This is a genomic window from Enterococcus mundtii (assembly GCF_003957375.1).
Taxonomy (GTDB): Bacteria; Bacillota; Bacilli; order Lactobacillales; family Enterococcaceae; genus Enterococcus_B; species Enterococcus_B spodopteracolus.
Genome location: NZ_CP025473.1, coordinates 1,618,389 through 1,644,380 on the forward strand (window position 1 = coordinate 1,618,389; position 25,992 = coordinate 1,644,380).

At 40.0% G+C, this 25,992-nt stretch carries 20 protein-coding genes and 1 pseudogene; 1 reads left to right on the forward strand and 20 read right to left on the reverse strand.

Going from position 1 to position 25,992, the window contains the following annotated elements; translation table 11 throughout:
* Positions 1 to 15 precede the first annotated feature (15 nt).
* From CYK55_RS07930 to rpsB, 19 genes and pseudogenes are all read right to left on the reverse strand, one after another.
* Positions 16 to 867, reverse strand: a complete 852-nt coding sequence (locus CYK55_RS07930) for a GRP family sugar transporter (protein ID WP_034687590.1) — start codon at positions 865 to 867, stop codon at positions 16 to 18.
* 10 nt (positions 868 to 877) lie between these two features.
* Positions 878 to 1,662 (reverse strand): annotated as a pseudogene (locus CYK55_RS07935) (glucose-1-dehydrogenase).
* Positions 1,663 to 1,853: 191 nt separating this feature from the next.
* Positions 1,854 to 2,798 (reverse strand): riboflavin biosynthesis protein RibF, encoded by a 945-nt coding sequence (ribF, locus tag CYK55_RS07940; RefSeq protein WP_034687595.1) that lies wholly within the window; start codon positions 2,796 to 2,798, stop codon positions 1,854 to 1,856.
* Between the two features lie 7 nt (positions 2,799 to 2,805).
* Positions 2,806 to 3,729 (reverse strand): tRNA pseudouridine(55) synthase TruB, encoded by a 924-nt coding sequence (gene truB, locus CYK55_RS07945; RefSeq protein ID WP_034687597.1) that lies wholly within the window; start codon positions 3,727 to 3,729, stop codon positions 2,806 to 2,808.
* A 503-nt stretch (positions 3,730 to 4,232) separates the two neighbouring features.
* Entirely contained in the window at positions 4,233 to 4,580 is a 348-nt protein-coding gene (gene rbfA / locus CYK55_RS07950) for a 30S ribosome-binding factor RbfA (protein WP_010735198.1), read from the reverse strand.
* A 24-nt stretch (positions 4,581 to 4,604) separates the two neighbouring features.
* Entirely contained in the window at positions 4,605 to 7,031 is a 2,427-nt protein-coding gene (gene infB, locus CYK55_RS07955; RefSeq protein ID WP_034687599.1) for a translation initiation factor IF-2, read from the reverse strand.
* A 12-nt stretch (positions 7,032 to 7,043) separates the two neighbouring features.
* A complete protein-coding gene (locus tag CYK55_RS07960) occupies positions 7,044 to 7,355 on the reverse strand; it encodes a YlxQ-related RNA-binding protein (protein ID WP_034687600.1) in 312 nt (103 codons plus the stop codon).
* A complete protein-coding gene (rnpM, locus tag CYK55_RS07965; RefSeq protein WP_010735195.1) occupies positions 7,352 to 7,645 on the reverse strand; it encodes an RNase P modulator RnpM in 294 nt (97 codons plus the stop codon). Before rnpM ends, CYK55_RS07960 begins: the two co-directional genes overlap by 4 nt.
* A 23-nt stretch (positions 7,646 to 7,668) precedes the next feature.
* Positions 7,669 to 8,856, reverse strand: coding sequence for a transcription termination factor NusA (nusA, locus tag CYK55_RS07970; RefSeq protein WP_010735194.1), 1,188 nt, complete (start codon positions 8,854 to 8,856; stop codon positions 7,669 to 7,671).
* Between the two features lie 21 nt (positions 8,857 to 8,877).
* Positions 8,878 to 9,351, reverse strand: coding sequence for a ribosome maturation factor RimP (gene rimP, locus CYK55_RS07975; RefSeq protein WP_010735193.1), 474 nt, complete (start codon positions 9,349 to 9,351; stop codon positions 8,878 to 8,880).
* A gap of 205 nt (positions 9,352 to 9,556) precedes the next feature.
* Positions 9,557 to 13,909, reverse strand: a complete 4,353-nt coding sequence (locus CYK55_RS07980; RefSeq protein ID WP_126134155.1) for a PolC-type DNA polymerase III — start codon at positions 13,907 to 13,909, stop codon at positions 9,557 to 9,559.
* A gap of 404 nt (positions 13,910 to 14,313) precedes the next feature.
* A complete protein-coding gene (locus CYK55_RS07985) occupies positions 14,314 to 16,023 on the reverse strand; it encodes a proline--tRNA ligase (RefSeq protein WP_010735191.1) in 1,710 nt (569 codons plus the stop codon).
* A 58-nt stretch (positions 16,024 to 16,081) separates the two neighbouring features.
* Entirely contained in the window at positions 16,082 to 17,350 is a 1,269-nt protein-coding gene (gene rseP, locus CYK55_RS07990; RefSeq protein ID WP_126134156.1) for an RIP metalloprotease RseP, read from the reverse strand.
* A gap of 198 nt (positions 17,351 to 17,548) precedes the next feature.
* A complete protein-coding gene (locus CYK55_RS07995; RefSeq protein WP_126134157.1) occupies positions 17,549 to 18,349 on the reverse strand; it encodes a phosphatidate cytidylyltransferase in 801 nt (266 codons plus the stop codon).
* Entirely contained in the window at positions 18,346 to 19,152 is an 807-nt protein-coding gene (locus CYK55_RS08000) for an isoprenyl transferase (protein ID WP_065095888.1), read from the reverse strand. Before CYK55_RS08000 ends, CYK55_RS07995 begins: the two co-directional genes overlap by 4 nt.
* A 181-nt stretch (positions 19,153 to 19,333) precedes the next feature.
* Complete coding sequence (frr, locus tag CYK55_RS08005; RefSeq protein WP_023519849.1) at positions 19,334 to 19,891, reverse strand: ribosome recycling factor; 558 nt, start codon at positions 19,889 to 19,891, stop codon at positions 19,334 to 19,336.
* Between the two features lie 3 nt (positions 19,892 to 19,894).
* On the reverse strand, positions 19,895 to 20,617 hold the full coding sequence (gene pyrH / locus CYK55_RS08010; RefSeq protein ID WP_010735186.1) for a UMP kinase: 723 nt from the start codon (positions 20,615 to 20,617) through the stop codon (positions 19,895 to 19,897).
* A gap of 233 nt (positions 20,618 to 20,850) precedes the next feature.
* Positions 20,851 to 21,732 carry a translation elongation factor Ts gene (gene tsf, locus CYK55_RS08015; protein ID WP_126134158.1) on the reverse strand — a complete coding sequence of 294 codons (882 nt, stop codon included), beginning with the start codon at positions 21,730 to 21,732 and terminating at the stop codon, positions 20,851 to 20,853.
* 102 nt (positions 21,733 to 21,834) lie between these two features.
* Positions 21,835 to 22,617: a 30S ribosomal protein S2 gene (rpsB, locus tag CYK55_RS08020; RefSeq protein WP_010735184.1), complete on the reverse strand. Its 783-nt coding sequence runs from the start codon at positions 22,615 to 22,617 to the stop codon at positions 21,835 to 21,837.
* A gap of 375 nt (positions 22,618 to 22,992) precedes the next feature.
* Here rpsB and CYK55_RS08025 point away from each other — a divergent pair, with 375 nt between their 5' ends.
* The gene (locus tag CYK55_RS08025) at positions 22,993 to 23,472 is read left to right on the forward strand and encodes an arginine repressor (protein WP_034687612.1); all 480 of its coding nucleotides are present in this window, start codon (positions 22,993 to 22,995) and stop codon (positions 23,470 to 23,472) included.
* Positions 23,473 to 23,971: 499 nt separating this feature from the next.
* On the opposite strand, the gene argS is transcribed toward CYK55_RS08025, so the two are convergent.
* Positions 23,972 to 25,663: an arginine--tRNA ligase gene (argS, locus tag CYK55_RS08030; RefSeq protein ID WP_034687613.1), complete on the reverse strand. Its 1,692-nt coding sequence runs from the start codon at positions 25,661 to 25,663 to the stop codon at positions 23,972 to 23,974.
* Positions 25,664 to 25,992 lie beyond the last annotated feature (329 nt).

A 25,992-nucleotide genomic window follows, 5' to 3' on the forward strand; every position in this document is an offset into this window, starting at 1 on the left:
CATTGCTTTATTTTTTTAAATCAGCACAGTGATCATACTACCCCCGACAATCAAGGCTAACCCGATCAAAGTGTAGCTTAATTCTTTTTTGCTCTTCTTTTCGTGCAAAATAACCATACCACCTAATGTTGAGATCACTACGTTCAGTTGCGTGATGATATAGGCAGTAGCTACGCCATTGGCATTAGCTGAAAATATATAAGCAAATGCTGCTAAACTAAAAATGACACCAACGATCGTAGCTTTCCAACTTTTTCCATCTCCGTACGCTTTTGGTTGCTTCAAGACGACATAAATAGCCGCTGCTAAGAAAACACCTAACATTTGTGGAAAGAAGATAGCTACTCCGTCTGCATTGACTAATTTAGGTAATGCACTGTACACCCAATAACCAATACTCGTAGAAGCAAGAATCGAAATTCCTTTAGTTATCCCACCTTGTTTACTTCCCCCATCAGTTACTGCTGTTAGTGCAGAACCAATCACTAGCAAGACGATCGCTACTCCACCAATCACTTTCCCTGTTGTTCCTGCCCATTCGCCAAAAGCAAAAACACCAATCAGTGACGTTCCAACAAGCTGCATCGCAGTGGAAATAGGCATTGTTTTGGATACGCCGATCAAATTGAACGTGGTGTATTGTCCGATTTGGCCAATGACCCAAAACGCCCCTGATAAAAGACTGATCAAAAATGTAGTAATCGAAATACCAGCGGGTGCCATGAACAATTGAACAACTAGACCAACGAGTAATGCCCCAATACCTGTACCTAATATTTCATTGGTGGGACGTCCACCGATTTTTTTCAAAACCAGTGGTTGGATTCCCCAGCCAATCGCTGGTATTAATGCAATTAAGATTCCCATCAATCAATCCCTACCCTTTCCCACCTTGAAATGAAGGATAAAGCGTCATACCACCGTCTACAAACAACGTGATACCTGTAACGTAGCTTGATTCATCTGAAGCTAACCAAGCAGCCGCAGCGGCAACTTCACTTGGTTTTCCGATTCGTTCCATCGGGATCATGCTTTCTGTTGTCGCTTTTTGCTCTGGGTCATCAAACTTTTCGGCATTAATCGGTGTTTTGATTGCTCCTGGTCCGATACTATTGATACGTATTCCTTCAGGCGCATACTCCATCGCAACACTTTGAGTGAATAGTTTTACCCCACCTTTTGAAGCGGCATAATGTGAGAAGGTCGGCCATGGGATTTGTTCATGGACAGAGGAAAGATTGATAATACTTCCTTTTACTTGGTGTTTTTTGAAATAATTGATCGCGGCTTTTGTTCCTAAAAACACGCCAGTAAGGTTGACTTGCATCACAGTTTCCCATTCTTCCAAGCTTAATTCGTGCGTAGGTTTTTGGTTTTCAGTGCCAGCATTGTTGACCCAAACATCCAACTGACCATAGGCTTCTATCGCTTGATCAATTAAAGTCTGCACGCCTTCTTCTGTTCCTACATCCGCTTTGACAGCTAATGCTTGCCCCCAGCTTCTTCAATCGCTTTAACTGCTTCTTCTGCTCCATCAGCATCCGAATGGTAATTTACAACTACTTTCATCTTCTCTTCTCCAAAACGCTGAGAAATGGCTGTACCGATCCCTTTGGACCCACCAGTCACTACAGCTACTTTCTGCTCTAATTCTTTATACATAGAAGACACCCTTTCTTTTATCACATTAATAACAGATATTTTAAAACATTCGTTATTAGCTATAAAGACAGTGTACACTACGAAGTGTAGGTGAAAGCAAATCATACGCACTAAAAAAAACTTTCCAAAAAAAGAAAGCCCTTCAGTTATCCTGATTGGGCTTCTTCCTTATTCTTGAATACTACATTTGCTTACTCAACATGTTCAAAAAAATCAGCAGTTACTTGTTCGTCTGCTTTTAATTGCTCGATTAGAGCTTCTGCTCCATCAAACTTCACTTGATCTCGGATAAACTCGTGCCAACGAACGTAGACATGTTCACCATAGATATCTTGATCAAAATCTAGAATATATAGTTCGACTGTCAATTCACGTCCATCGCCAAATGTATCATTATGCCCGATTGATCCCATTGCTGGGTACCACGTCTCACCGATTTTGATTTCACAAACATAGACACCCACTTTTGGTAAATGAACGGTGCTTTTAACTTTGACATTGGCTGTCGGGAATCCTAATAAGCGACCACGTGCGTCCCCGTGGATGACCACACCGTCGATTTCATAAATATAGCCTAACAAATGGGCCACACTCGTGACATCCCCAGCATCCAAGTCTTGACGAATCCGTGAAGAACTGATTTTTTCCCCTTCTTGTTGCTCTTTTGGTACAGTGACTACTTCAAAACGACTTTTTGCATAACCAGGGAGATGAGGGACATCCGCAATTTCTTTTGGACCATACGTATAGTCAAAGCCAGAAACGGCATACTTAGCATTTAGTCCTACAATATACTGATCAACGAAATCTTGAGGGGCTAAGTGGGCAAATGCAGAAGTAAATTCAATTTCGTAAAGATAATCGATACCAAGTTCTGCCATTTTTTCTTCTTTTTGTTCTAACGTAGTCAAGTATTTGACGTTACTTGGGTTGATTTTTTTAAAGACGATTGACGGATGTTGATTAAATGTCATCAATGCCAATTTCAGACCCTCTCTTTGAGCAATTTCTCGCCCCGTTTCAATCACTTTCTGATGTCCTAAATGAACTCCGTCAAAGAAACCTAAGATCAGTACGACGTCTTCTTTCGGAATTTGTGAAACTTGATAAGGGTGTCTGATTTTGATGATTTCCATTTTTACATTAAACCTCATTTCTTAAAACTTTACTTGGTTTTAACTTATTTTTTTCTTTTGGATTTGGTTGGTAGATACTCACTACTTTTCCTTGATAAAAAAGGGCAATTTCTTCTGAGGGCATCTCTGATAGACCGAATACTTGGTAATCTAAGCGCATACCATTCTTGACTTTCTGCCACACTGTTTCGTCGATATCGACCTGTTTGAACTTTGCTACACCCGTTTCAATGGGTAATAAATACTCTTCGATCGTACCATTCTCCATATATGATGCTACTTCAGCTAAAGTAATAGCTTGGGATTCATCCATGCCGGCACTCACTGTTCTCGTCAAATCTGACATATGCGCAGGATAGCCCAGCTTACTCCCCGTATCTACAGCCAATGTTCGGACATAGGTACCTTTGCCACATTCGACTTCAAACCGCCACGAAACGGTACCTGCTTCTTTTGACCAGAGGATTTCACTCGTTCGTTCAAAACGATAGATCTGTGCCTTGCGTACAGGTCGTTCCACTGTTTCATTATTTCGAGCATATTCATATAAACGTCGACCATTGATTTTCACAGCCGAGTACATTGGAGGAATCTGTGTGATCTCACCGACCAAAGCAGCCATTGCTTCATCTACTTGGTCTTCTGTCAACACTTCGGTGACAGCTCGTTGTTCAACGATTTCTCCTGACTTGTCTTCAGTCGTTGTACTGTAGCCAAGTGTGATTTCTCCTTTGTAGGTCTTCCCCGAATCGGCCAGATATTCAATGACTTTAGTGGCTTTACCAATACAAATTGGAAGAACACCATCTACATCAGGATCTAATGTCCCCCCATGTCCGATTTTCTTTGTATGTAAAATTTTTCGTAATTTGAATACACAATCGTGGCTAGTCATGCCGCGTTCTTTCCATAAAGGTAATAAGCCTTCCATTTTCTGTTCTCCATTCTTTTAAGTATTAACTGAATTATTATAACACATCGGATCAAAAACTGACGGGATTGATCCTTAAATGTACGATTATTTTGTTTTAGAAACATAAACGTAACAAAAGTTCACACTGTTGTAAATAGAAAGGTGGTATTCTTTTTGTAAAGGAGGGAGCACCTATGGAAAATCTTTTCTTTGCACCTTTTGATTGGTTATACGGATGGTTATCTGGTAGATGATCGGATGATTCTTTGATCAGTCAATTCTCATAATTTGCTTTTATGATGAAACATGTTTTCCCCAAAAAGCGGACAATTCAGCGATGATCATCTGCTACGAATACAACGAAAAAATTCGAAAATGGCTCCTGCTATTTTTGGATTTTTTCGTTGTATTTCGTTTGGCTCTCTAGTGTCGAATGAAAATATACAAAAAAACAGTGAGGATACAGTTATTGTATCCTCACTGTTCGACCATTGATACGAACGAGTCAACCCGTTAGAACATTAGTCTTTGTTTAAATTACGCAATAATTCATCGATATGATTACCATATACAACTGATTCGTCTAGCTCAAACGTCAATTCAGGTGTTTTATAAATGCTCATGTTATGCCCTAATTCACGACGAATCAGTCCACTTGCTTTATTCAACCCTTCTTGCGCTTTTTTCTTATCTGAAGCTAAGTCAGATAAAAGGCTATAATAAATCGTTGCTTGTTGCAGGTCACCCGTGACATGCACATCTGTGATTGTTACGTTTTCCACACGTGGATCACGTACTTTTTTGCGTAAGATATCATTCACTTCTTTTAAAATTTCTTGACCGACTCTGCGGTCACGATAGTTAGCCATAATGAGCGGCCTCCTTTTTTTAAATTAGTCGACTTTGATTTCTTCCATAATAAAGCCTTCGATAACATCGTCTACTTTTAGATCATTGAATTTCTCAACCATTGCTCCACATTCAAAGCCCATTTTCACTTCTTTAACATCGTCTTTGAAGCGTTTCAAGCTTGCTAATTGTCCTTCGAAAATGACGATACCATCACGAATGACACGCACGCCGCTATCACGACGAATGTAACCATCAGTGACAAAGGCACCAGCGATCGTTCCGACTTTTGATACTTTGAAGGTTTCACGGACAGTCATTTGACCAGTGATTTTCTCTTCAAATTCAGGATCCAACATCCCTTTCATCGCTGTTTCGATTTCTTCGATGGCTTTGTAGATGATACGGTGAAGACGGATATCCACTTCTTCTGTATCTGCTTGGATTTTCGCTTGTGGTGTCGGACGAACATTGAAACCAATGATGATCGCATTACTTGCCGCAGCAAGCGTCACATCACTTTCATTGATTGCTCCAACAGCTGAATGGACGATCTTGACACGTACACCTTCAACGTCGATCTTCTTCAATGAAGCAGCTAATGCTTCGGCTGAACCTTGTACATCAGCCTTGATGATAACATTGACTTCTTTTAATTCGCCTTCTTTTAAGCTTTCAAACAAGTTGTCTAATGTCACACGACTAGTTGCTGCACGTTGTTCTAACATCGCACGTTTGCCACGTTCTTCACCCGCCGCACGAGCTGTTTTCTCGTCTTCAAAGACAACAAAACGATCGCCTGCTTGGGGTACATCATTCAATCCTGTGATTTCAACTGGTGTTGCTGGTCCAGCTGTTTTTTCACGGCGTCCTAAGTCGTTGACCATTACACGTACACGACCGTATGTGTTTCCAACAACGATTGGGTCTCCAACATTCAATGAACCTTGTTGAACAAGTAATGTTGTCACAGGACCTTTTCCTTTGTCTAATCGTGCTTCGATCACTGTACCGATCGCACGTTGTGTTGGATCAGCTTTCAAGTCTTCCACTTCTGCGACTAAAAGAATCATTTCTAATAGTTCTTCGATATTTTGGCCGAATTTCGCTGAGATTTCTACAAAAATCGTTTCGCCGCCCCATGCTTCAGGAATCAATTCATATTCACTTAATTCTTGCATCACATGTTGTGGATTTGCACCTGGTTTATCGATTTTGTTGACTGCAACGATGATTGGAACACCAGCTGCTTTCGCATGGTTGATCGCTTCTACAGTCTGTGGCATTACACCATCATCAGCGGCAACAACTAAAATCGTGATATCAGTGATACTTGCACCACGAGCACGCATACTTGTAAAGGCCGCATGTCCTGGTGTATCCAAGAATGTGATTGGTTTGCCATCGATATCGATTTGATACGCACCGATATGTTGTGTGATACCACCGGCTTCTCCGCTTGTTACGCGAGAATGACGTAAAGTATCGAGTAAAGTTGTTTTACCATGGTCAACGTGTCCCATGATCGTAACAACTGGTGGACGTGAGACTAATTTTTCTGGATTCACTTCATCCGCTTCAAAGAATTTATCAATATCCGCAATATCTACTTGGATTTTTTCTTGTGGTTCCATACCGTAGTCTGTTGCTAACAATTCGATCGTATCTTTATCTAATGCTTGGTTTTGATTGACCATCACGCCTAGCATAAATAATTTTTTAATGATCTCTGCTGGTTCGCGGTGAATTTTCTTCGCGATATCTGCAACATTCATACCTTCTGTATACTCTAATACTTCAGGTAACTCACGGAATTTACGTGGTGGAACTGCTGGCTTGTTTGAAGTTTGTTGTTTGCCTTTTTTCCCTTTTTTGTTGAAACGATTGCGGTTGTTATTGTTGAATTTGCCGCGATTGTTATTATTGTTTCTATTTTGGCTGCCGCCTTGGTTTGCTCCTTGACGGTTTTGGTTGCTGCCTTGGTTGTTAGCTTGGCGATTTTGGTTGCTACCTTGAGTAGTTCCCTGACGGTTTTGGTTACTGCCTTGGTTGTTACCTTGGCGATTTTGATTATTGTTTTGAGTAGTTCCTTGACGGTTTTGATTGTTTCCGCCTGTCTGGCTACTCTTATTCTGATTTGTTGATTGGTTTTTTCCTTGATTCACTTGACCGCTCCCTTGACCGCGATCTTGATAGTTGCGGTTACTTTTATTTTTTTGTTGGTTCGATAGTTCGTTTGTTTTCTTTTGGTTACTTGGCTGTTGTCCGGCTGGTTTTTGGTTTGCTTTTTGTACTGGTTGCTTTTTCTGCTGTGGTTGGTTGAACGCTTGTTGCAGTTTCTTTTCATCTTGTGTGCTGACCGCACCCATGTGATTTTTCACATCGATTCCAAGTTTCTGCGCTTTATCAACGACCTCTTTACTAGACTTGTTCCATTCTTTCGCTAGTTCATAAATTCGTTTATTGCCCATGCAATCACCTTCCTAACCTTCAATTAGCTCCTTGACCTTTTTTGCAAAGCCGGTGTCCGTGATTCCTATCACTTTCCGAGGTTTACCGATCATCTGCGTGATTTCTTCCTCAGAAAACAGCTCAAAGCAAGGAACTTTGTAGTACGAACTCTTATCTTTGATTTTTTTTCTGGTATTCTCACTGGCATTACTTGCGACGAAAACGATCTTGGCTTTTTGGCGACGGATGTCTCCGATCGTCAATTCTTCACCTGTGATCATTTTTCCGGCACGCATCGCTAGACCAATAAGATTCATGGCTTTTTGCCGATTCATTCCATTCATTCGCCAAATAGCTCTTTTCGGGCTTTTTGGTGAGTGACGTAATCTAATAGTTCTTGATAAAATTCATCTGTTAGCTTAGCTTCAAGTACACGATCCAAGAGATGTTTATCCCAAGCTTGTTGTACTTCCTCCGGCTCAAGTGAGACATACGCTCCTCGTCCAGGCATTTTTCCAGTAGGATCGATCGATACCACGCCTTCTTTTGAACGTGTGACACGAATCATCTCTTTTTTTGGTTTCATTTCACCTGAAACCACAGATTTGCGTAAAGGGATCTTCCTTTGTTTCATCTCTTTGCCTCCTTCACTAGCAGTTAAATTTCTTCTTGTTCAGTTACTTCAGCTGTTTCGTCTTCAAATGCGATTGTTTGATATTCATCATCTGTCAAATCTGATTGGATGATTGCTTCATCGTGTAATTCTTCAGAGATTGCTGCTTCTGCCTGAGCTTTTTTCTCATAGAATTCAGTCATGTCTGACTCTGATTTGATGTCGATTTTGTGGTTCGTCAATTTGGCTGCTAGTCGCGCATTTTGTCCGCGTTTACCGATTGCCAATGACAATTGATAATCCGGCACAACGACCGTACAAGCTTTTGGATTTTGTTCGTCAAAAATGACATCCACGACTTGTGAAGGATTCAATGCGTTCGCAATGAACACCGCAGGATCTTCATCCCACTCAACGATATCCATGTTTTCGCCCTTCAATTCATTCACGATTGCTTGGACACGTTGGCCTTTAGGACCGACACAAGTGCCGACAGCATCGATATTCGGATCAGTTGAGCGAACAGCCACTTTTGAACGATCGCCTGCTTCTCTAGCAACGCTGACGATTTCAACAAGTCCATCATAAACTTCTGGTACTTCTTGTTCGAATAAGCGACGCAAAAGATCAGGATGACTACGGCTAACAAAGACTTGAGGGCCTTTTGATGTATTCTCAACACGTGATACATATACTTTGATACGATCATGTGGTTGATAAAATTCATTTGGCATTTGGTCTTGTTTTGATAGTACCGCTTCGATTTTACCTAAATTGACATAGATATAACGTTTGTCTTGACGTTCAACGATACCTTGCATAATGTCTTTTTCATAAGCACTGAATTCGTTATAGATGATCGTGCGTTCTGCTTCACGTACACGTTGCAAGATGACTTGCTTAGCTGTTTGGGCAGCGATACGACCGAAATCTTTTGGTGTGACTTCAAAACGGATCTTGTCACCGATCTCGTAAGCAGGATTGATCAACAAGGCGTCTTTCAAAGATACTTCTAATTGTGAGTCCATCACTTCTTCGGTGACTTCTTTCACTGCATAGACATGGATCTTGCCTTTTTTTTGTTCAAATTCTACTTCTACGTTTTGTGCTTGCCCATAATGGCGTTTGTATGCAGAAACTAACGCAGCTTCTAAAGCGTCGATCACGATTTCTTTTGAGATTCCTTTTTCAGCCTCTAAAGCATCTAACGCGTTCAACATTTCTTTACTCATTCTTCTGTTTCCTCTCCGTGATTAAAATTGGATTGCTAAGCGAGCTTTGGCAATATTCTTACGGTCAAAAACAATTTCTTTTTCCCGTGTCTTTATGCGTATCTTCAATGTAAGCTGTTCAGCATCAAATGATTGGAGAAAACCTTCGTATTGTTTTTCTCCGTCAACTGGTTGATATAAAGACACATGGATATACTCTCCTCGTGCTTTTTCATAATCTGCCTCTTTTTTCAAAGGGCGTTCTGCGCCTGGAGATGATACCTCTAGAAAATATGCTTGTGGTATCGGGTCTGGCTCTGTCGTATCAAGTTTCTCACTTAATTTTTCACTGACAAATGCGCATTCTTCAATGTCGATTCCGCCTTCTTTGTCTATAAACACCCGTAAAAACCAGCTTTTTCCTTCTTTGACAAATTCTACTTCTACTAGCTCAAACTTTTGTTCATCTAAGATCGGTGTCACCATTTCTGTGACTGTTTCAACGACGCTACTCAAAGATTTCGCCTCCTTAAAATTAGATCCGTAATTCCATTAAAAAGAGTGAGCGAAAATTCCGCTCACTCACAGTTAGTATCATTACCTTAAATAACTATAACATAAACCACTCTAAATGACAAGCCATATCATTAGAACCAACTGGCAACCAGCTTTACTAATCTTTGCTTTCATTTTGATTCATTTTCATTTCTGACGTTGACTTTTATAACATATCAAATAACGATAATTGATTTTCATCAGGTAAATCTTTCAAGACACCATTTTCTGTCATATACTCGATCAACGTCTTCGAGACTTTCCCACGAGTTGCCAAGTCTTCTTTGGATAAGAAAGGACCATCTTTTCTAGCTTCGACGATTTGTTTCGCTACGTTGGCCCCTAAACTTGGTACCGCACGGAATGGCGCAATCAGCGTATCTCCTTCGATCACAAAGTTTACTGCATCGGATTTGTATAAATCGATCATTCCGAATTTCAAATCACGTTCTAGCATTTCATTGGCTAACTCTAAAACTGTCAACTGATTCTTTTCTTTTACAGAAGCATCTAACCCTTTATCCGTGATTTCCTTCATCGCCTCTTTCACTGCTTCTTTTCCTTTGCACATAGCGACAAGATTAAAGTCATCTGCACGAACGGAAAAATAGGCACAGTAATACAATATCGGAAAATAAACTTTGAAATAAGCAACCCGTAGCGCCATCAAAACATAGGCGGCGGCATGGGCTTTCGGGAACATGTATTTGATTTTCGAACAAGAATCGATGTACCAGTCAGGTACGTTATTTTCTTTCATTGCGGTCAAATACGTTTCACGTAATTCGTCAGGGATCTTATTCCATAATCCTTTACGCACCGTCTCCATGATTTTGAACGCCATGCCACTATCTAAGCCAGCATGGATCAAATAAACCATGATATCGTCACGACAGCCGATTACTTCAGCCAGCGTCGCATCCCCACGTTTGATCAATTCCTCTGCGTTTCCTAACCAAACATCCGTACCATGAGAAAGACCAGAGATCTGCAATAATTCCGCAAAGGTCGTTGGATGTGTTTCCTCTAACATCCCACGAACGAAACGTGTCCCAAATTCCGGTATCCCTAGTGTACCTGTTTTAGAATAAATCTGTTCTTGTGTGACTCCCAAGACTTCGGGTCCAGAAAAGATCCGCATCACTTCCGGATCATCGGTTGGGATCGTTTGTGGATCAATCCCAGATAAATCTTGCAACATCCGGATCACCGTTGGATCATCGTGTCCCAGGATATCAAGTTTCAAGACATTGTCATGGATCGAGTGGAAATCAAAGTGGGTCGTTTTCCATTCTGAATTCTGATCGTCTGCCGGATATTGGATCGGCGTGAAATCATATACATCCATATAATCGGGGATAACAATAATCCCTCCTGGATGCTGTCCGGTCGTTCGTTTGACCCCAGTAGCACCTTTGGCTAAGCGATCCACTTCGGCGCTGCGGTAATGCAAGTTGTGATCACGTTCAAACCCTTTTACAAATCCATACGCCGTTTTATCTGCAACAGTACCGATCGTTCCCGCACGATAGACATACTCTTCGCCAAATAATACTTTCGTATAATGATGGGCTTCTGCTTGGTAATCCCCTGAGAAGTTCAAATCGATATCGGGTACTTTATCGCCATGGAAACCTAAGAATGTTTCAAACGGAATATCATGCCCATCTTTATTTAAACGAGCGCCACATTTTGGACATTTTTTCTCAGGCATATCAAATCCTGAACCGTAAGTTCCATCTTCATAAAATTCCGAATACTGACAATCTGGGCAATAGTAATGGGGTGCCAATGGATTGACCTCTGTGATCCCTGTCATGGTTGCTACGAAACTAGAACCAACCGAGCCACGAGAACCTACTAAATAGCCATCTTCATTACTTTTATGCACTAACTTTTGTGAAATCAAATAAATCACAGAGAAGCCATTACCATTGATCGAATCCAGCTCTTTTTTCAGACGCTTTTCTACGATATCCGGTAATGGATCACCATACATTTGTTTTGCCTTCGAATAACTTAGATCCGTGATTTCATCTTCCGAACCAGGAATTTTAGGGGTATATAATTCATCTTTCACTGGCACGACTTCTTCACAGATATCTGCAATCTTATTGGTATTTTCAACTACGATTTCTTTTGCTAAATCCGTACCTAAGAAGGAGAATGCAGTCAGCATCTCATCTGTTGTTCTGAAATGCACTTCGGGCAGACTGTGACGATTCAATGGATTGGCTCCCCCCATCGAATTGACCAAGATTTTACGATAGATTGCATCTTCTTCATTCAGGTAGTGGACATTTCCTGTCGCTACAACGATTTTATCTAATGATTTGCCGATTTCTACTAAGTTACGAATGATTTCTTCTAAGTCATGTTCATTTTTGACAAGCTCTTGCTCCAAGAGTGGTGCATAGACAGCTTTAGGCATGACTTCGATATAGTCATAAAATTTCGCCCGGTTACGTGCTTCTTCTACCCCTTTTTGCATCATGGCTTCAAAAATCTCACCCTTGTCACAGGCAGAGCCAACTAACAAATCTTGTCGGAATTTTTTTAGCTGTGATCGGGGGATTCGTGGCACGCGTTCAAAATAATCGACGTTTGACATCGAGATCAATTTGAACAGGTCTTTTAATCCAGCTTGGTTTTTAGCTAGTAATGTGACATGGAAAGGTCGCGCCCGTTTGTAAGAATCACCTTCACCTACATGGGCATTCAACTGATCGTGATAATACATTTCGTGGTTTTCCATCGCTTCTTTGATAAATATCCAAGCCAGATGTCCGGTTGCTTCCGCGTCATAAATCGCGCGGTGATGTTGTTCCAAGCTAACACCGAATTTTTTGGATAGTACACCTAAACCAAACCGTTTGAATTGTGGATATAAATAACGAGCTAATTCTAAGGTATCTATAACTGGATTGGCTGCTTCAGGGATGTTGTATTTGGCATAACTTGTATTCAAAAATCCCATATCGAATGCCGCATTATGGGCAACTAGGATCGCATCTTTTGAGAATTCCAAGAATAAGCGTAAAACTTCCTCCTCAGATTTTGAACCGCGAACCATTTCATCCGTGATCCCTGTCAAATCAATGGTTGTTCGTGATAAGGGATGTCCAGGATCGATAAATTCATCAAAACTTTCGATGACATTTCCTTTGTACATTTTAACAGCAGCTAACTCGATGATCGTATCATAAACAGCAGACAAACCTGTTGTCTCCACGTCAAACACGACATAAGTGGATTCACTCAATGAATCATGGGCGTCATTATACGCAATCGGCACCCCATCATCGACCACATTCGCTTCGACACCATACAAGATCTTCACACCAGCTTTTTTCCCTGCACTATGTGCCTCTGGAAATGCTTGTGCACCGCCATGGTCAGTGATTGCAATTGCTTTATGTCCCCACTTACCTGCTTGTGCCACAAGATCTGAAATATTGTTCGTTGCATCCATAGTACTCATATTACTATGAAGATGTAATTCGACACGCTTTTCCTCTTCAGGAGAATAATCTTTACGTGGTGCATGTTTAACTTCTAAAATGTCTTGGGCATTCATCACTAGGTCACGAACAAACGTGTCTTCTTGGACACTCCCACGAACTTTCAACCAACTACCCGTACTGATTGCTTCAAAGATTTGTTCATCTTTTTCATTATTTGAAAACTTTTTGACGATAAATGAAGAGGTGTAATCTGTGATCTTCAATGTCAAAATCTTACGTTTTGAACGAAGCTCACGTACTTCTTTATCGAACACGTAGCCTTCGATCGTTACCCGGCGTTCCTCTTCCAAGATATTGATCATCGGTGTGATAGGCTCATCATTCGGGATATTTCTTCCTAGTTGGATTGGCCCGTCAAGCGCTGGTAATTGCTCTTTGCGCTCTTTTTTCTTTTGTTCATGAACAATCAAACTTTCAGCCGCTTGTTTCATGAACGCCTCAGCCTGTTCTTGTCGTCTTTCTTCAAAAAGCTTTAGGACTCTTTCTGCTTGTTGCTCATCAACTTCTGGTTCGATTCGAAACTTAGGAAAACCGTAACTAACAAATAACTGTTCTACTAATGGCAGATATTGTTGTTTAAGATAGCCGATCGCTCCCTCACCATCAACAGGCAAAATCACCTTATGCTCTTTGATCGTTGGTACTTGCGTCTTTAATACCTTTTGTACTAAAGGTGTATCGCATTGCTGACTTTCCAGTGCTTGCGACCAATAATCTTGTAAGAGTTGTTCATCGAATGTTTGATCCGCTGCTTGGACTGTGATTTTCACCTCAGCAATTTCTTTGAACGCAAGTATAACATGCTGCACCAGCGAGCGATAAAGCATCACAGGCAAAATAGCTGGAAAACGTAACGTAAACTCCCACAGACGAGATTTACGATGGACCACCACCTGTTCCATTTCCCCAGCAGAAATAAGCGGATGTGCTTTTTCTGTTTCTTCTAATTGGATCTGCTCCAATAATTTCTCAAATAACTCTCGTTTTTCTGACAAAAATATACGCCCTTTCTGTCAAGACCAGAAATTATTCCATTTCCGACCCTTACTTTTCAATACTATCTAGTATAACCCTTTTTAGGGAAATTTTCATTAAGGTTGTAAGAAAAGCGCTCTGACCTGAGCAGTAAGCTGGAAAATCAGAAAATAGCTTTTCATATTTTTTAATTTTCCAGCTTAATGTTGAAGGTTAGCTTTTCGAAAACCGTTTATCAGGTTGTGAAAAAAGCGATCAGCACTGAGGAATAAGACAAGAAAATCGAAAAATGGCTTTTTCATTTTGATTTTTTTGGCTTATTATTGAAGTGTTGCTTCTTGGACACCGTTCATTAACTGAGGAAAAGGAAATGAAAAAGTCGCTTCCGTCTCCTAAAAGACTGATACGACTTTTCCACTCTTACTTATTCGCCTTGATTCAATAAAATCGGTAATGTATTTACAAGTTCTTCTTTACGAACTTCGACCATTTCACCTGTTTTTTTGATTTTCACTTCGACGATGCCATCTACTGCTTTTTTACCGACGGTGATACGGATTGGACATCCGATCAAATCAGAATCAGCAAACTTAACACCGGCACGCTCATTGCGATCATCAACAAGTACTTGATAACCAGCTTCGTTCATTGCTTTTTCCACTTCATTCGTCAAGTTCGTTTGGAACTCATCTTTTAAGTTCATTTGTACGACATGCAAATCAAATGGTGCAATGCCTTTTGGCCAGTGAATACCGTTTTCGTCTGCATTTTGTTCAACGATCGCGGAAAGTAGACGGCTCACACCGATACCATAGCAACCCATGATCACGTGTTTTTCACGACCATTTTCATCAAGAACAGTAGCTCCCATTGATTCACTGTAACGTGTACCTAGTTTGAAGATATGCCCGATCTCGATCCCTCGAGTGAAGGCTAATACGCCATTATTATCTGGCGAAGGATCGCCTTCTTGGACGAAGCGTAAGTCTTCATATGCTAGAACATTGAAATCACGTTCTGGATTGACATTGATATAATGGTAGCCAGTTTCATTCGCTCCCGCAATAGCGTTTGCCAGATCTTGAACATGACGATCCGCATAGACTTTGACCTCTTCAGCTACACCGATTGGTCCAACTGATCCAAAATCAGCGCCTAAATAGTTTTTCGCTTCTTCTTCTGTTGCTTCTTCTAAGAAATCTGCACCTAAGAAGTTTTTCAATTTCACATCATTGACTTCATGATCGCCACGAACTAAAACTAGAACAGGTTGCTCATCTGCTGTGAAGAGTACAGATTTAATAATTTTTTGTGGTTGAACGTCAAAGAAAGCTGCAACCTCTTCGATGGTTTTCACATCTGGGGTTTCTTTCTTTTCCATTTCCAATTGTGTTTCATGGGATTTTTTTGGCACATAGTAGCTCGTCGCCATCTCCAAATTTGCTGCATAGTCACTTTCTGTTGAATAACAAATCGTGTCTTCACCAATTTCTGAGATTGCCATAAATTCTTTTGAGTCTTTTCCGCCCATCGCGCCACCGTCACCGATGATTGCACGGAACTCTAGACCACAACGCTTAAAGATCTCTGTATAAGCTTTTTCATAATCTTTGTATGTTTCATCCAAACTCTCTTGAGAGGCATGGAAAGAATAAGCATCTTTCATGATAAATTCGCGTCCACGCAATAGTCCAAAACGAGGACGTTTTTCATCACGGTATTTCGCTTGGATCTGATAAAGATTCAAAGGTAATTTTTTGTATGAATTGACTTCATCACGGATCAATTCTGTAAATGTTTCTTCATGTGTTGGTCCTAAGATCATCTGACGATCGTTGCGATCATTCAAGCGATATAAGTTGGGCCCGTATGTTTCATAACGACCAGATTCTTGCCATAGCTCAGCAGGTAAAATCGCTGGCATCAACATTTCTACTGCGCCGATTTTTTCAAATTCTTCGCGCATGATCGTTTTTAATTTTTCTAATACACGATTTGCAAGTGGTAAATAAGAATAGATTCCAGCCGAAACCTGACGAATGTAACCGGCACGTAGTAAGATTTGATGACTTAATACTTCCGCATCATTTGGAACCTCTCTTAATGTTGGAATCAACATTTTTGATTGTCTCATTATCTAAACTCCTTTATTCCTCAAATAATCTAACGCATGTCATTATACCCTACTTTTTCTAGAAAAAGAATCGTTGAATGTCATTCCATGTTACTAATACCATCAATAGCATCAGGAAGCCAAAACCAACAAGCGTCAAAATGCCTTCTTTTTCCTGACTAAGTGGTTTACCACGGACACCTTCAAAAATATTCAAGACTAGTTTTCCACCATCTAATGCTGGGATTGGCAATAAATTGACGATCCCTAAATTCATGGATAAGATTGCCATCAAACCAATGACTGTCATGATTCCTTGATTCGCTGCCTCAGAAGACAATTGGAACATCATCACCGGTCCACCTAATTTGTCCAAGCTAAAGCCGGTAAATAATGAACCTAATGCTTTGAATATTTCCAAAGAGCTACTAAATGCACGTTGTGTTCCACCGATGATCTTATCGAAGAAGCCAGTTTTCATTGGCGCTTGTATCCCAAGTTGACCAATTTTTTCACCATTCGACTCAATTGCTTTCGGTGTCACTTCAACAGAAGAAACCTGTCCATTTCGTTCAACTTCAAAATCAAGTGGTTTATCTGGATTTTCAGTAATGATCGCTGTCAGATCATTCCATGTTTGGATTGTTTTTCCCTCTACTGAAAGAATTTCATCATTTTCTTTCAGTCCGGCTGCAGCCGCAGCTCCGTCTGGCGTAACAACACCGATTTGGTTGGTATTTGTGACTGTCACCCCGCCTTGCATGAATGCTAATATGATGAATAATAGAATCGCTAGAATAAAATTATTCATTGGACCCGCAAAGTTAGTCAACATTCGTTGCCATAATTTGGCTGATTGGAACTGTACATCTCTCGGTGCGATCCTCAATTCAGTCCCATCCGCCTCGATGATCGAAGCATCATGATTCACTGCATACGTTACTTCTTGCGTTTCATCACCATTCACATAACCTGTGATCGTGAGTGCTTCATCAAGATCATAACGGATCAATTCCATTGGGATCGCATTGGTCAATTGGATTTTTTTGCTTAAATTGATTTTCTTTACGACATGATCTGAATCCATCAAGAGTGATAACGGCATTCCTGGGGCCATTTCCGTTTCGTCGTCCCCATTCCCAGCCATTCTCACATAGCCACCGATTGGTAACAAACGCAATGTATAAGTCGTGCCGTCTTTTGCTTGATGACCGTAGATTTTAGGTCCCATGCCAATCGCAAACTCACGAACTAGGATTCCTGATCGTTTCGCAAAGAAGAAGTGGCCAAATTCATGTACGATCACTAAGATGCCAAAAACGATAATGAACGTGATAATTGTTCTCATCCTATTCTCCTTTACATTAATCATTATTTTTTATTCAGTTAAAATAAAACTACTTAATTTTACCATATTATCCAAACTTCACCAAGCACCGATTATAATGTGAAAAAATAAAAATTCTGTAAAGAATCCCTTCATGATCTTGTCTTCTTGACTAGTAAATGACTGACCGCTTAGGAAGCTTCTCTACAGAATTTTGATTTATATCAATCCAAATAAATACATGACAGGAAAGACGAATAACAGACTATCGAATCGATCCAATATTCCTCCATGTCCTGGTAAAATATTCCCTGAATCTTTGACTTCGTAGTGACGTTTGATCGCAGACTCAACTAGATCCCCGAATTGTCCAACAATCGAAAGAATGATCGTTAGGAGTAACATGACTAGTAGTCCATGACCAAACAATTCTTGTGGTGGATACAATAAGAAGTACAATAATGCAACAACTACTGCACTACCGATCCCCCCTAATGCACCTTCAATCGTTTTGTTGGGTGAGATATCTGGCCATAGCTTACGCTTACCAAAACGTCTACCAACTAGATATGCGCCAATATCGGTTGCCCAAACGATGAATAAGCCAAAAAGCAATACGTTGATTCCTTCTGTACGCGCACTAACAAAGTTTTGAAAACCAAAACCGACATATAAACTGGTAACAACTGGAAAACCAGCTTCATCGATCGTATACATATTTTTTGAGAAGACAGCGGCACCCAATAGGATCATCACAGTCAAATAAAACAACATAAATTCATTTGTTTGTTCAGGTAAAAAGAAAAACCAGCGCTCTTTCGGCAGGACAAGAAAAACTGCACCGATGGCAGAAAGAACTCCTTCAAAACTTAATAGTGTCAATCCTTTCATACGAAAAAGTTCACAGACACCAACTACTGCTAATAAAGCCGCTACTAGCTCAAGACCAATTCCTCCGATCCAAATGATCGGAATAAATAATGCCAATGCTACGACCGCAGTGATCACACGTTGCTTCATGATTGTTCTCCTTTATCTACACTTTTTACGCCACCAAAACGACGGTCTCGATGTTGATAAGAAGCGATTGCTTCCTCTAAATGGGCGCCGTCAAAATCTGGCCATAAGGCTTTTGAAAAATATAATTCACTATAAGCAATCTGCCACAATAAGAAATTACTGATCCGTTCTTCGCCACTTGTCCGTATGACTAAACCTGGATCGCGAAGTTCGGGAGGTAAGAAACCGGTCATCAAATGATCCGCGATCATGTCCTCGTCAATGTCTTCCGTAGAAAGATCATTTTCTTTTACTTGTTCACTGATTGCTTTGACTGCAGAGATGATTTCTGCCCGACTACCATAATTCAGGGCGAAGTTTAAGATCATTCCCGTATTTTCTTTGGTTTGTTCAATGGCACGGCGTACTGCATCTTGCGTATGTTCCGGCAAGAGTTCTTCATAGCCCATCACTTGTACCTTGACATTTTCAGCAATCAACTCAGGGACGAACGTATCAAAAAAGTCTACAGGTAATTGCATCAAAAAATTGACTTCCTCTTTTGGACGTTTCCAATTTTCGGTCGAAAACGCATAGAGCGTTAACACCTTTACCCCAAGTCGAGAAGCTTTTTTAGTGACTTTCTTAACGGTTTCCATGCCTTCTTTGTGGCCAGCCACTCGCGGAAGACGACGATTTTGTGCCCAACGACCATTCCCATCCATGATGATTGCGATATGTTTCGGGATATCTCTCTGCGCATCAAAATGGTACTCACTTTTTTCTTGAATATATTTGTTTTTTTGCGGAAAAAAACGTAACATTCTTTTTCCTCCCATACTAAAAAATTACAACTATCTTTACCATTATAGCAATATCTATCGTTATTTCCTATGGTATAGCCCTTTTTTTACGCAAATTCAAAGGATTTTTTAGTTTTTCTTAGTCAAAAAAGTAAAAAACAGGAGACAGCACTTCACACTGTCCACCTGTCTTTATTGATTCTTATACTTCAAGCAATTCTTTTTCTTTGTCTGCAGCGATACGATCTACTTCTTTGATACTGTCATCTGTTAGAGTTTGCACTTCTTTTTCTAAGTCACGCAAATCATCTTCTGTAATATCGCCATTTTTTTGTTGTTTCTTGTACTCATCGATTGCATCGCGACGAATGTTACGGACAGCGATTTTTGCATTTTCAGCTTCTTTTTTCACGTCTTTCGCTAATTCTTTCCGACGTTCTTCTGTTAACTGAGGAATGACTAAACGAATCACATTTCCGTCATTTGTTGGGCTGATACCGATGTCGCTTGCCATGATCGATTTTTCGATGTCTTGAAGCACACTTTTATCGAATGGTGTGATCATCAATACTCTTGCTTCTGGGATCTGGATCGATGCTAGTTGGTTCAATGGTGTTGGTGCGCCATAATAATTAACAGTAATACGATCTAATAAGCTCGCATTCGCACGGCCGGCACGGATCTGTCCAAGTTCACGTTGTAGATTTTGTGCTGCTTTTTGCATCTTGTCTTTTGCTTCTGTCATAATTGCATCTGCCATTGTTTATTTCCCCCTTACGGTTGTTCCGATATTTTCACCTAAGATTGCTCGGCGAATGTTTCCATGTTCATTAAGATTGAACACAAGTAACGGGATATCATTGTCCATACTCAATGAACTAGCAGTTGAATCCATTACTTGTAATCCTTTTGCAATGACTTCCATGTGTGTCAATTCATCGAATTTCACTGCTGTTGAATCGATTTTTGGATCGGCAGAATAAACACCGTCAACATTGTTCTTAGCCATTAAAATAACATCAGCGCCAATTTCAGCTGCACGTAATGCCGCAGTTGTATCTGTAGAAAAATAAGGGTTTCCAGTACCTCCGGCAAAAATAACGATGCGCCCTTTCTCTAAATGACGCTCTGCTTTACGACGGATGTATGGTTCTGCGATTTGTCGCATTTCAATTGAGGTTTGTACGCGTGTAGGAACACCAACATTTTCTAATGTATCTTGTAATGCTAAAGCATTCATCACAGTTGCTAACATGCCCATGTAATCCGCTTGTGCACGTTCCATCCCCATTTGTGCGCCAATTTGACCGCGCCAGATATTTCCACCGCCGACAACAATTGCCATCTCTACGCCTAACTCGTGGACTTCTTTGATTTCTTGGATGATTTCTTTGATAACTGGTGGTTTGATTCCAAACCCTTCATCTCCAGCTAAAGCCTCTCCACTTAATTTTAAGACGACACGCTGATATTTTGGTGTGACCATGTTCATTCCTCCAATATTTTCTATTGACATTCTACCATATCCAGATAGTTTAGGCACGAAAATACCTATGCTCCTGATATCTCTTGCCCTAAAAAAAAGAGCTGTGACGAATGTCGCTGCTCCTCATTTCATTCAAATAAGCGATGGAATCGATGGGGCACAAAGAAAACGGAGAATGATCTTCATTTTCTTTGCACCAAACATCGTCCCATTGATCAAGTCTATAAACCGGATTATTTTTTCACTTGGTTCATTACTTCTTCTACAAAGTTATCTTCGCGTTTTTCGATACCTTCGCCGACTTCAAAGCGGACAAATGATTTCACAGTTGCGCCTTTAGAAGCAACAAATTTTTCAACAGTCATATCAGGATCTTTAACGAATGGTTGGTCAACCAATGCGATTTCAGCTTTAAATTTGTTTAAGCGTCCTTCAACCATTTTTTCAACGATGTTCGCTGGTTTGCCTTCGTTCAATGCTTGTTCAGTCAAGACTGTACGTTCGTGATCTAATTCAGCTTCAGGAATTTGTGTTTCGTTTACATAACGAGGGTTGATCGCTGCTACGTGCATCGCTACGTCTCTAGCTACTGCTTCGTCAGTCGTACCTTCTAAAACAGCTAATACAGCAATACGTCCACCCATGTGTAGGTAACCGCCAAATGCAGCGTTGTCCTCTTTTTCGATTACTTCAAAACGACGGAAGCTGATTTTTTCACCGATAACTTGTGTTGCTTCGATCAAGTCAGATTCAACTGTTCCTTTTGATGTTTTGATTTTCATTGCTGCGTCCATGTCAGCTGGTTTGTTTTCAGCAACTAGTTCAGCGATTTCTTTTACTAAGTCTTGGAACATTTCGTTTTTAGAAACGAAGTCTGTTTCTGAGTTGACTTCAACGATTGCTGCAGTATTACCTTTCACTGCAACTGAAGCAAGACCTTCAGCGGCGATACGATCGTTTTTCTTCGCAGCTTTAGCCATTCCTTTTTCACGTAAAAGATCTACTGCTTTTTCGATGTCACCTTCAACTTCAACCAATGCTTTTTTCGCGTCCATCATTCCTACGCCAGTCATGTCGCGTAGTTCTTTTACCATTTTAGCTGTAACGTCTGCCATTTTTTCTTCCTCCTAGTTGTATGCTTTTTCTTTAAAAAAAGCTGTTTCAAAGGAGAGTGAGGCTTGTCGCCTAGCCTTTGAAACAGCTCCATCATTTAAAAATTATTCTGCTGAAGAGTTGTCGCCTTCAACAACATCAACGATTTCTTCGATTGAAGTCGCTGTGTTTTCTGCTGAAAAATCTTCTTCAACTACTTGATCTTCCCCTTGATTTCCTTCGATGAAAGCATCAGCCATTTTTGAAGTAATCAATTTAACGGCACGGATTGCGTCGTCGTTTGATGGGATAACTACGTCGATCTCATCTGGATCACAGTTTGTATCAACCATTGCTACGATTGGGATATTCAATTTGTGTGCTTCTTGAACGGCAATGCGTTCTTTACGTGGGTCAACGATGTACATTACATCTGGGATTCTTGGCATATCAGCGATACCACCTAAGAATTTTTCAAGACGTTCACGTTGTTTGTTCAAACCAGCAACTTCTTTTTTAGGTAGAACTGCAAAAGTTCCATCTTCTTCCATTGCATTGATTTGTTTCAAACGAGCGATACGTTTTTGGATCGTATCCCAGTTTGTCAATGTTCCACCTAACCAACGGTGGTTTACAAAGTATTGTCCAGCACGAGTAGCTTCATCTTTGATTGCTTCTTGTGCTTGTTTTTTTGTACCTACGAATAAAGCAACGCCGCCTTCTTCTGCTACGCTCTTCATGTAATCGTAAGCTGCATCTACTAATTTAACTGTTTTTTGCAAGTCAATAATGTAGATTCCGTTTCTTTCTGTGAAGATGTATTTCTTCATTTTTGGGTTCCAGCGACGCGTTTGGTGACCAAAGTGTACACCGGCTTCTAGTAATTGTTTCATTGAAATTACTGCCATGTTTGTTTCCTCCGATTTGGTTTTTATTTTCCCTCTTCTTGTCTTCCAACTCGCTAGCCAACTTTTACAAGCACCGACCAACGATCCAACAAGAATGTGGATTTATTGAGTAGTGACGCAAGATACACCAAAGTGATCTTTTTCTGCTCAACATTCAATAGTTTAACTGAATTGGGCATAAAATTCAAGAAAAAAAAATCAACTTACTTAATTTTTTGTGTCTTCTTTTTCTCCCTCTCATTTTTTTATTTTATTTCTTTGTTTTTTTATAAGGAATTCGTGAAAAAATAAACAGGTAACTGGAAAATAAAGATGGGCAATTCAACGTTTTTTTGTTATGATACTTGTGAAAAGTTTCGTTAAAGGAGAACTAAAATGCGAAAAACTGAGCGACACTTGTTGATTAAACAAATCATTGAAGATAATACGATCCGTACACAAGATGAAATGTTAGCTAAGCTGACTGAAATGGGTGTATCTGCGACTCAAGCGACGATTTCAAGAGATATACGTGACTTAAAAATCGTCAAGGCGCCTGATGAAAATGGTGTTTCCCATTTTGTCCTGTTCAAAGAAAAGGAGACAGCTGAATCAAAAAGCGAAGATGAAAAACGTTTGATCCAGATGATTGAAGATATCGTGTTAAAAGTGGAACGAGTTCATTTTTTGACTATCGTCCACACCTTACCAGACAACGCACCATTGTTCGCTGCTGTCTTAGATGAAATCAAACCGCCTCATATCGTTAGTACGATTGCTGGCTTTGATACAACGATCATTATTTCGAAAGATGATGAAGATGCGCAGTTAGTTGAAAACTTCTTGCATCATCCCACTACAGCTACAATTTTTTAAATACCATAACAAATAGTAATTGTATCTATATTTTTTGATGTTGGTGAAATTTGCCAGCATCTTTTTTATTTGAATCAATACTAGAGAAGAACCTTGAACCTCTCTCAAGTCGACTTAATCTTTCGTTGCTATGAAAGTTCCGGTATACCTCGTACTCAATTACCTCATAGAAACAACAATAGGAATGTCTTCCACTGGTAGAATACATACAAATATCATTGAGACACACAACAAGCGCTAAAAAATCATTTAAAGATTAGTTAACTTTTAATCAGGCAGGTTTTGCCAGTTTCATTTCAACATAAAACAACTATGAAACTGTATGCCTTACCAAAAATACGTCAAAAAAGCCGGGATTTTTTCAAATCCCGACTTGGCTCGTTTCTTAAATAAACTCTTCTAGATAAAAATCAATTTAATTGTAAAATATGTCATGGATTATTGACTGAAACATAACATTTAGATTTCTCTTCAGAAAATCTTTGAACAATGAAACTTTTTACATTTTATCTGGTGCATGTAATCCTAATAGACGTAAGTCTTCTTTTAGTAAAACAGTGACAGCATAAACTAACGCTAAGCGCGCATCTTTTTGGTCATCATCCGCTAAGATTTTTGTATGTGCATAGTACTTGTTGAACGCTTGTGCCAATTTGATCGCATGTTTTGCAATGATCGATGGCTCATATTTTTCACCAGCTTGAAGCACTGTTTCAGGATATTTCTGTACAAGCTTCACGACTTCCCAACTATTTTCGTCATTCAACGCATAAGCTTGATCTTCAGAAGGAACAAAACCTGCTTTGTCTAATAAACTCATCGCCCGAGCATGAGTATATTGGACATAAGGACCTGTCTCTCCTTCAAAACGAACCACTTCTTCTAAATTGAAGTCAAACGTATTTAAACGATCATTTTTTAAATCGTGGAAAATAACAGCACCCACACCGACTTGTTTTGCGATGACATCTTTGTTTTCCAAATCAGGATTCTTTTCACTGATTTGTTGTTTCGCTGAGTCGATTGCTTCATTCAATACTTCTTCTAGTAAAACGATCTTTCCTTTACGTGTCGATAGTTTTTTACCACCTTGTGTGATCAAACCAAACGGGATATGGTGCATATCATCTGCCCAGTCAAAACCTAGTTCTTTCAAGACAGCTTTCAATTGTTTAAAGTGATAACTTTGTTCATTACCAACTACGTATAGTGATTGACTAAAATCATACGTACGTTTACGGTATAGTGCAGCTGCCAAATCACGCGTAATATAAAGTGTCGCACCATCTGATTTTTTGATCAAGGCAGGATTTAGATCATAAGCAGATAAGTCAACGATTTCTGCACCTTTGTCTTCTTGTAAGAGATGTTTTTCTTCTAGTAATTCGACGATTTCATCCATCTTGTCATTATAGAAAGCTTCCCCGTTCAATGAATCAAAACGAACTTCTAACAAGTCATAGATCTTGTTGAATTCTTTCATTGATTCGTCACGGAACCATTGCCATAACTCCATCGCTTCTTCGTCGCCTTCTTCTAGACGCTTGAACCAAGAACGAGCTTCATCATTCAATTCAGGTTGTGTTTCAGCTTCTTCGTGGAATTGGACATATAGACGCAATAATTCATTGATTGGTTCAGCTTTAACAGATTCAGCAGATCCCCATTTTTTGTAGGCAACGATCAGTTTTCCAAATTGTGTGCCCCAGTCTCCTAAATGGTTGATACGTACTGGTTGGTAACCTAATTTTTCCATAATAAAGCCAATTGAGTTTCCGATTACTGTCGAACGTAAGTGACCCATTGAAATTGGTTTTGCAATATTTGGTGAAGACATATCGATCGGCACGCTTCCTTGGTTACCGATCGTGCTATCCCCATAGTGTTCTTTTTCTTTTACTACTGTAGCTAACACTTGCTTACTGATGATCTCTTTGTTCATAAAGAAGTTCAAGTATGGTCCGACGACTTCGATTTTTTCAAAATTTGTTGCATCGATTTTCTCAGCAAGATCCGCTGCGATCTGTTGTGGTGCTTTGCGGAAGATCTTTGCTAAAGAGAACGTGGGAAATGCGACATCTCCATGATCCGCTGATTTTGGATTTTCAAGTAATTGTGCGACTTGCTCCAACGTCAAATCATCTTGTACGACTTCATATAGTGCTTTTGCAACAACATCTTTGTTATTCATTTATTTTCCTCCTACATATTGTTTGCTGTAAAACAAAAAAATCTCTAGCAAATCCATCTTTTCCATGAATTTACTAGAGACGAGAATTCCCGCGGTACCACTCCAATTGTCCTAAAAAAGGACCTGCTCAATCTGATATCGGTAGACGACCGTCTGTCAAAGACAGAGTTCTCCAAGTGCGCTTCATTGGGATTTGTTCGTCCGGCTTCCACTCTACCCAGACTCGCTTTGAACGAAATGACACCAATTACTCTCTTGTTCAGCAAACGTTGCTCTTATTTAACTTGATTTGAATTATAGCAGATATCCCATCTCCTGGCTAGAGTTTT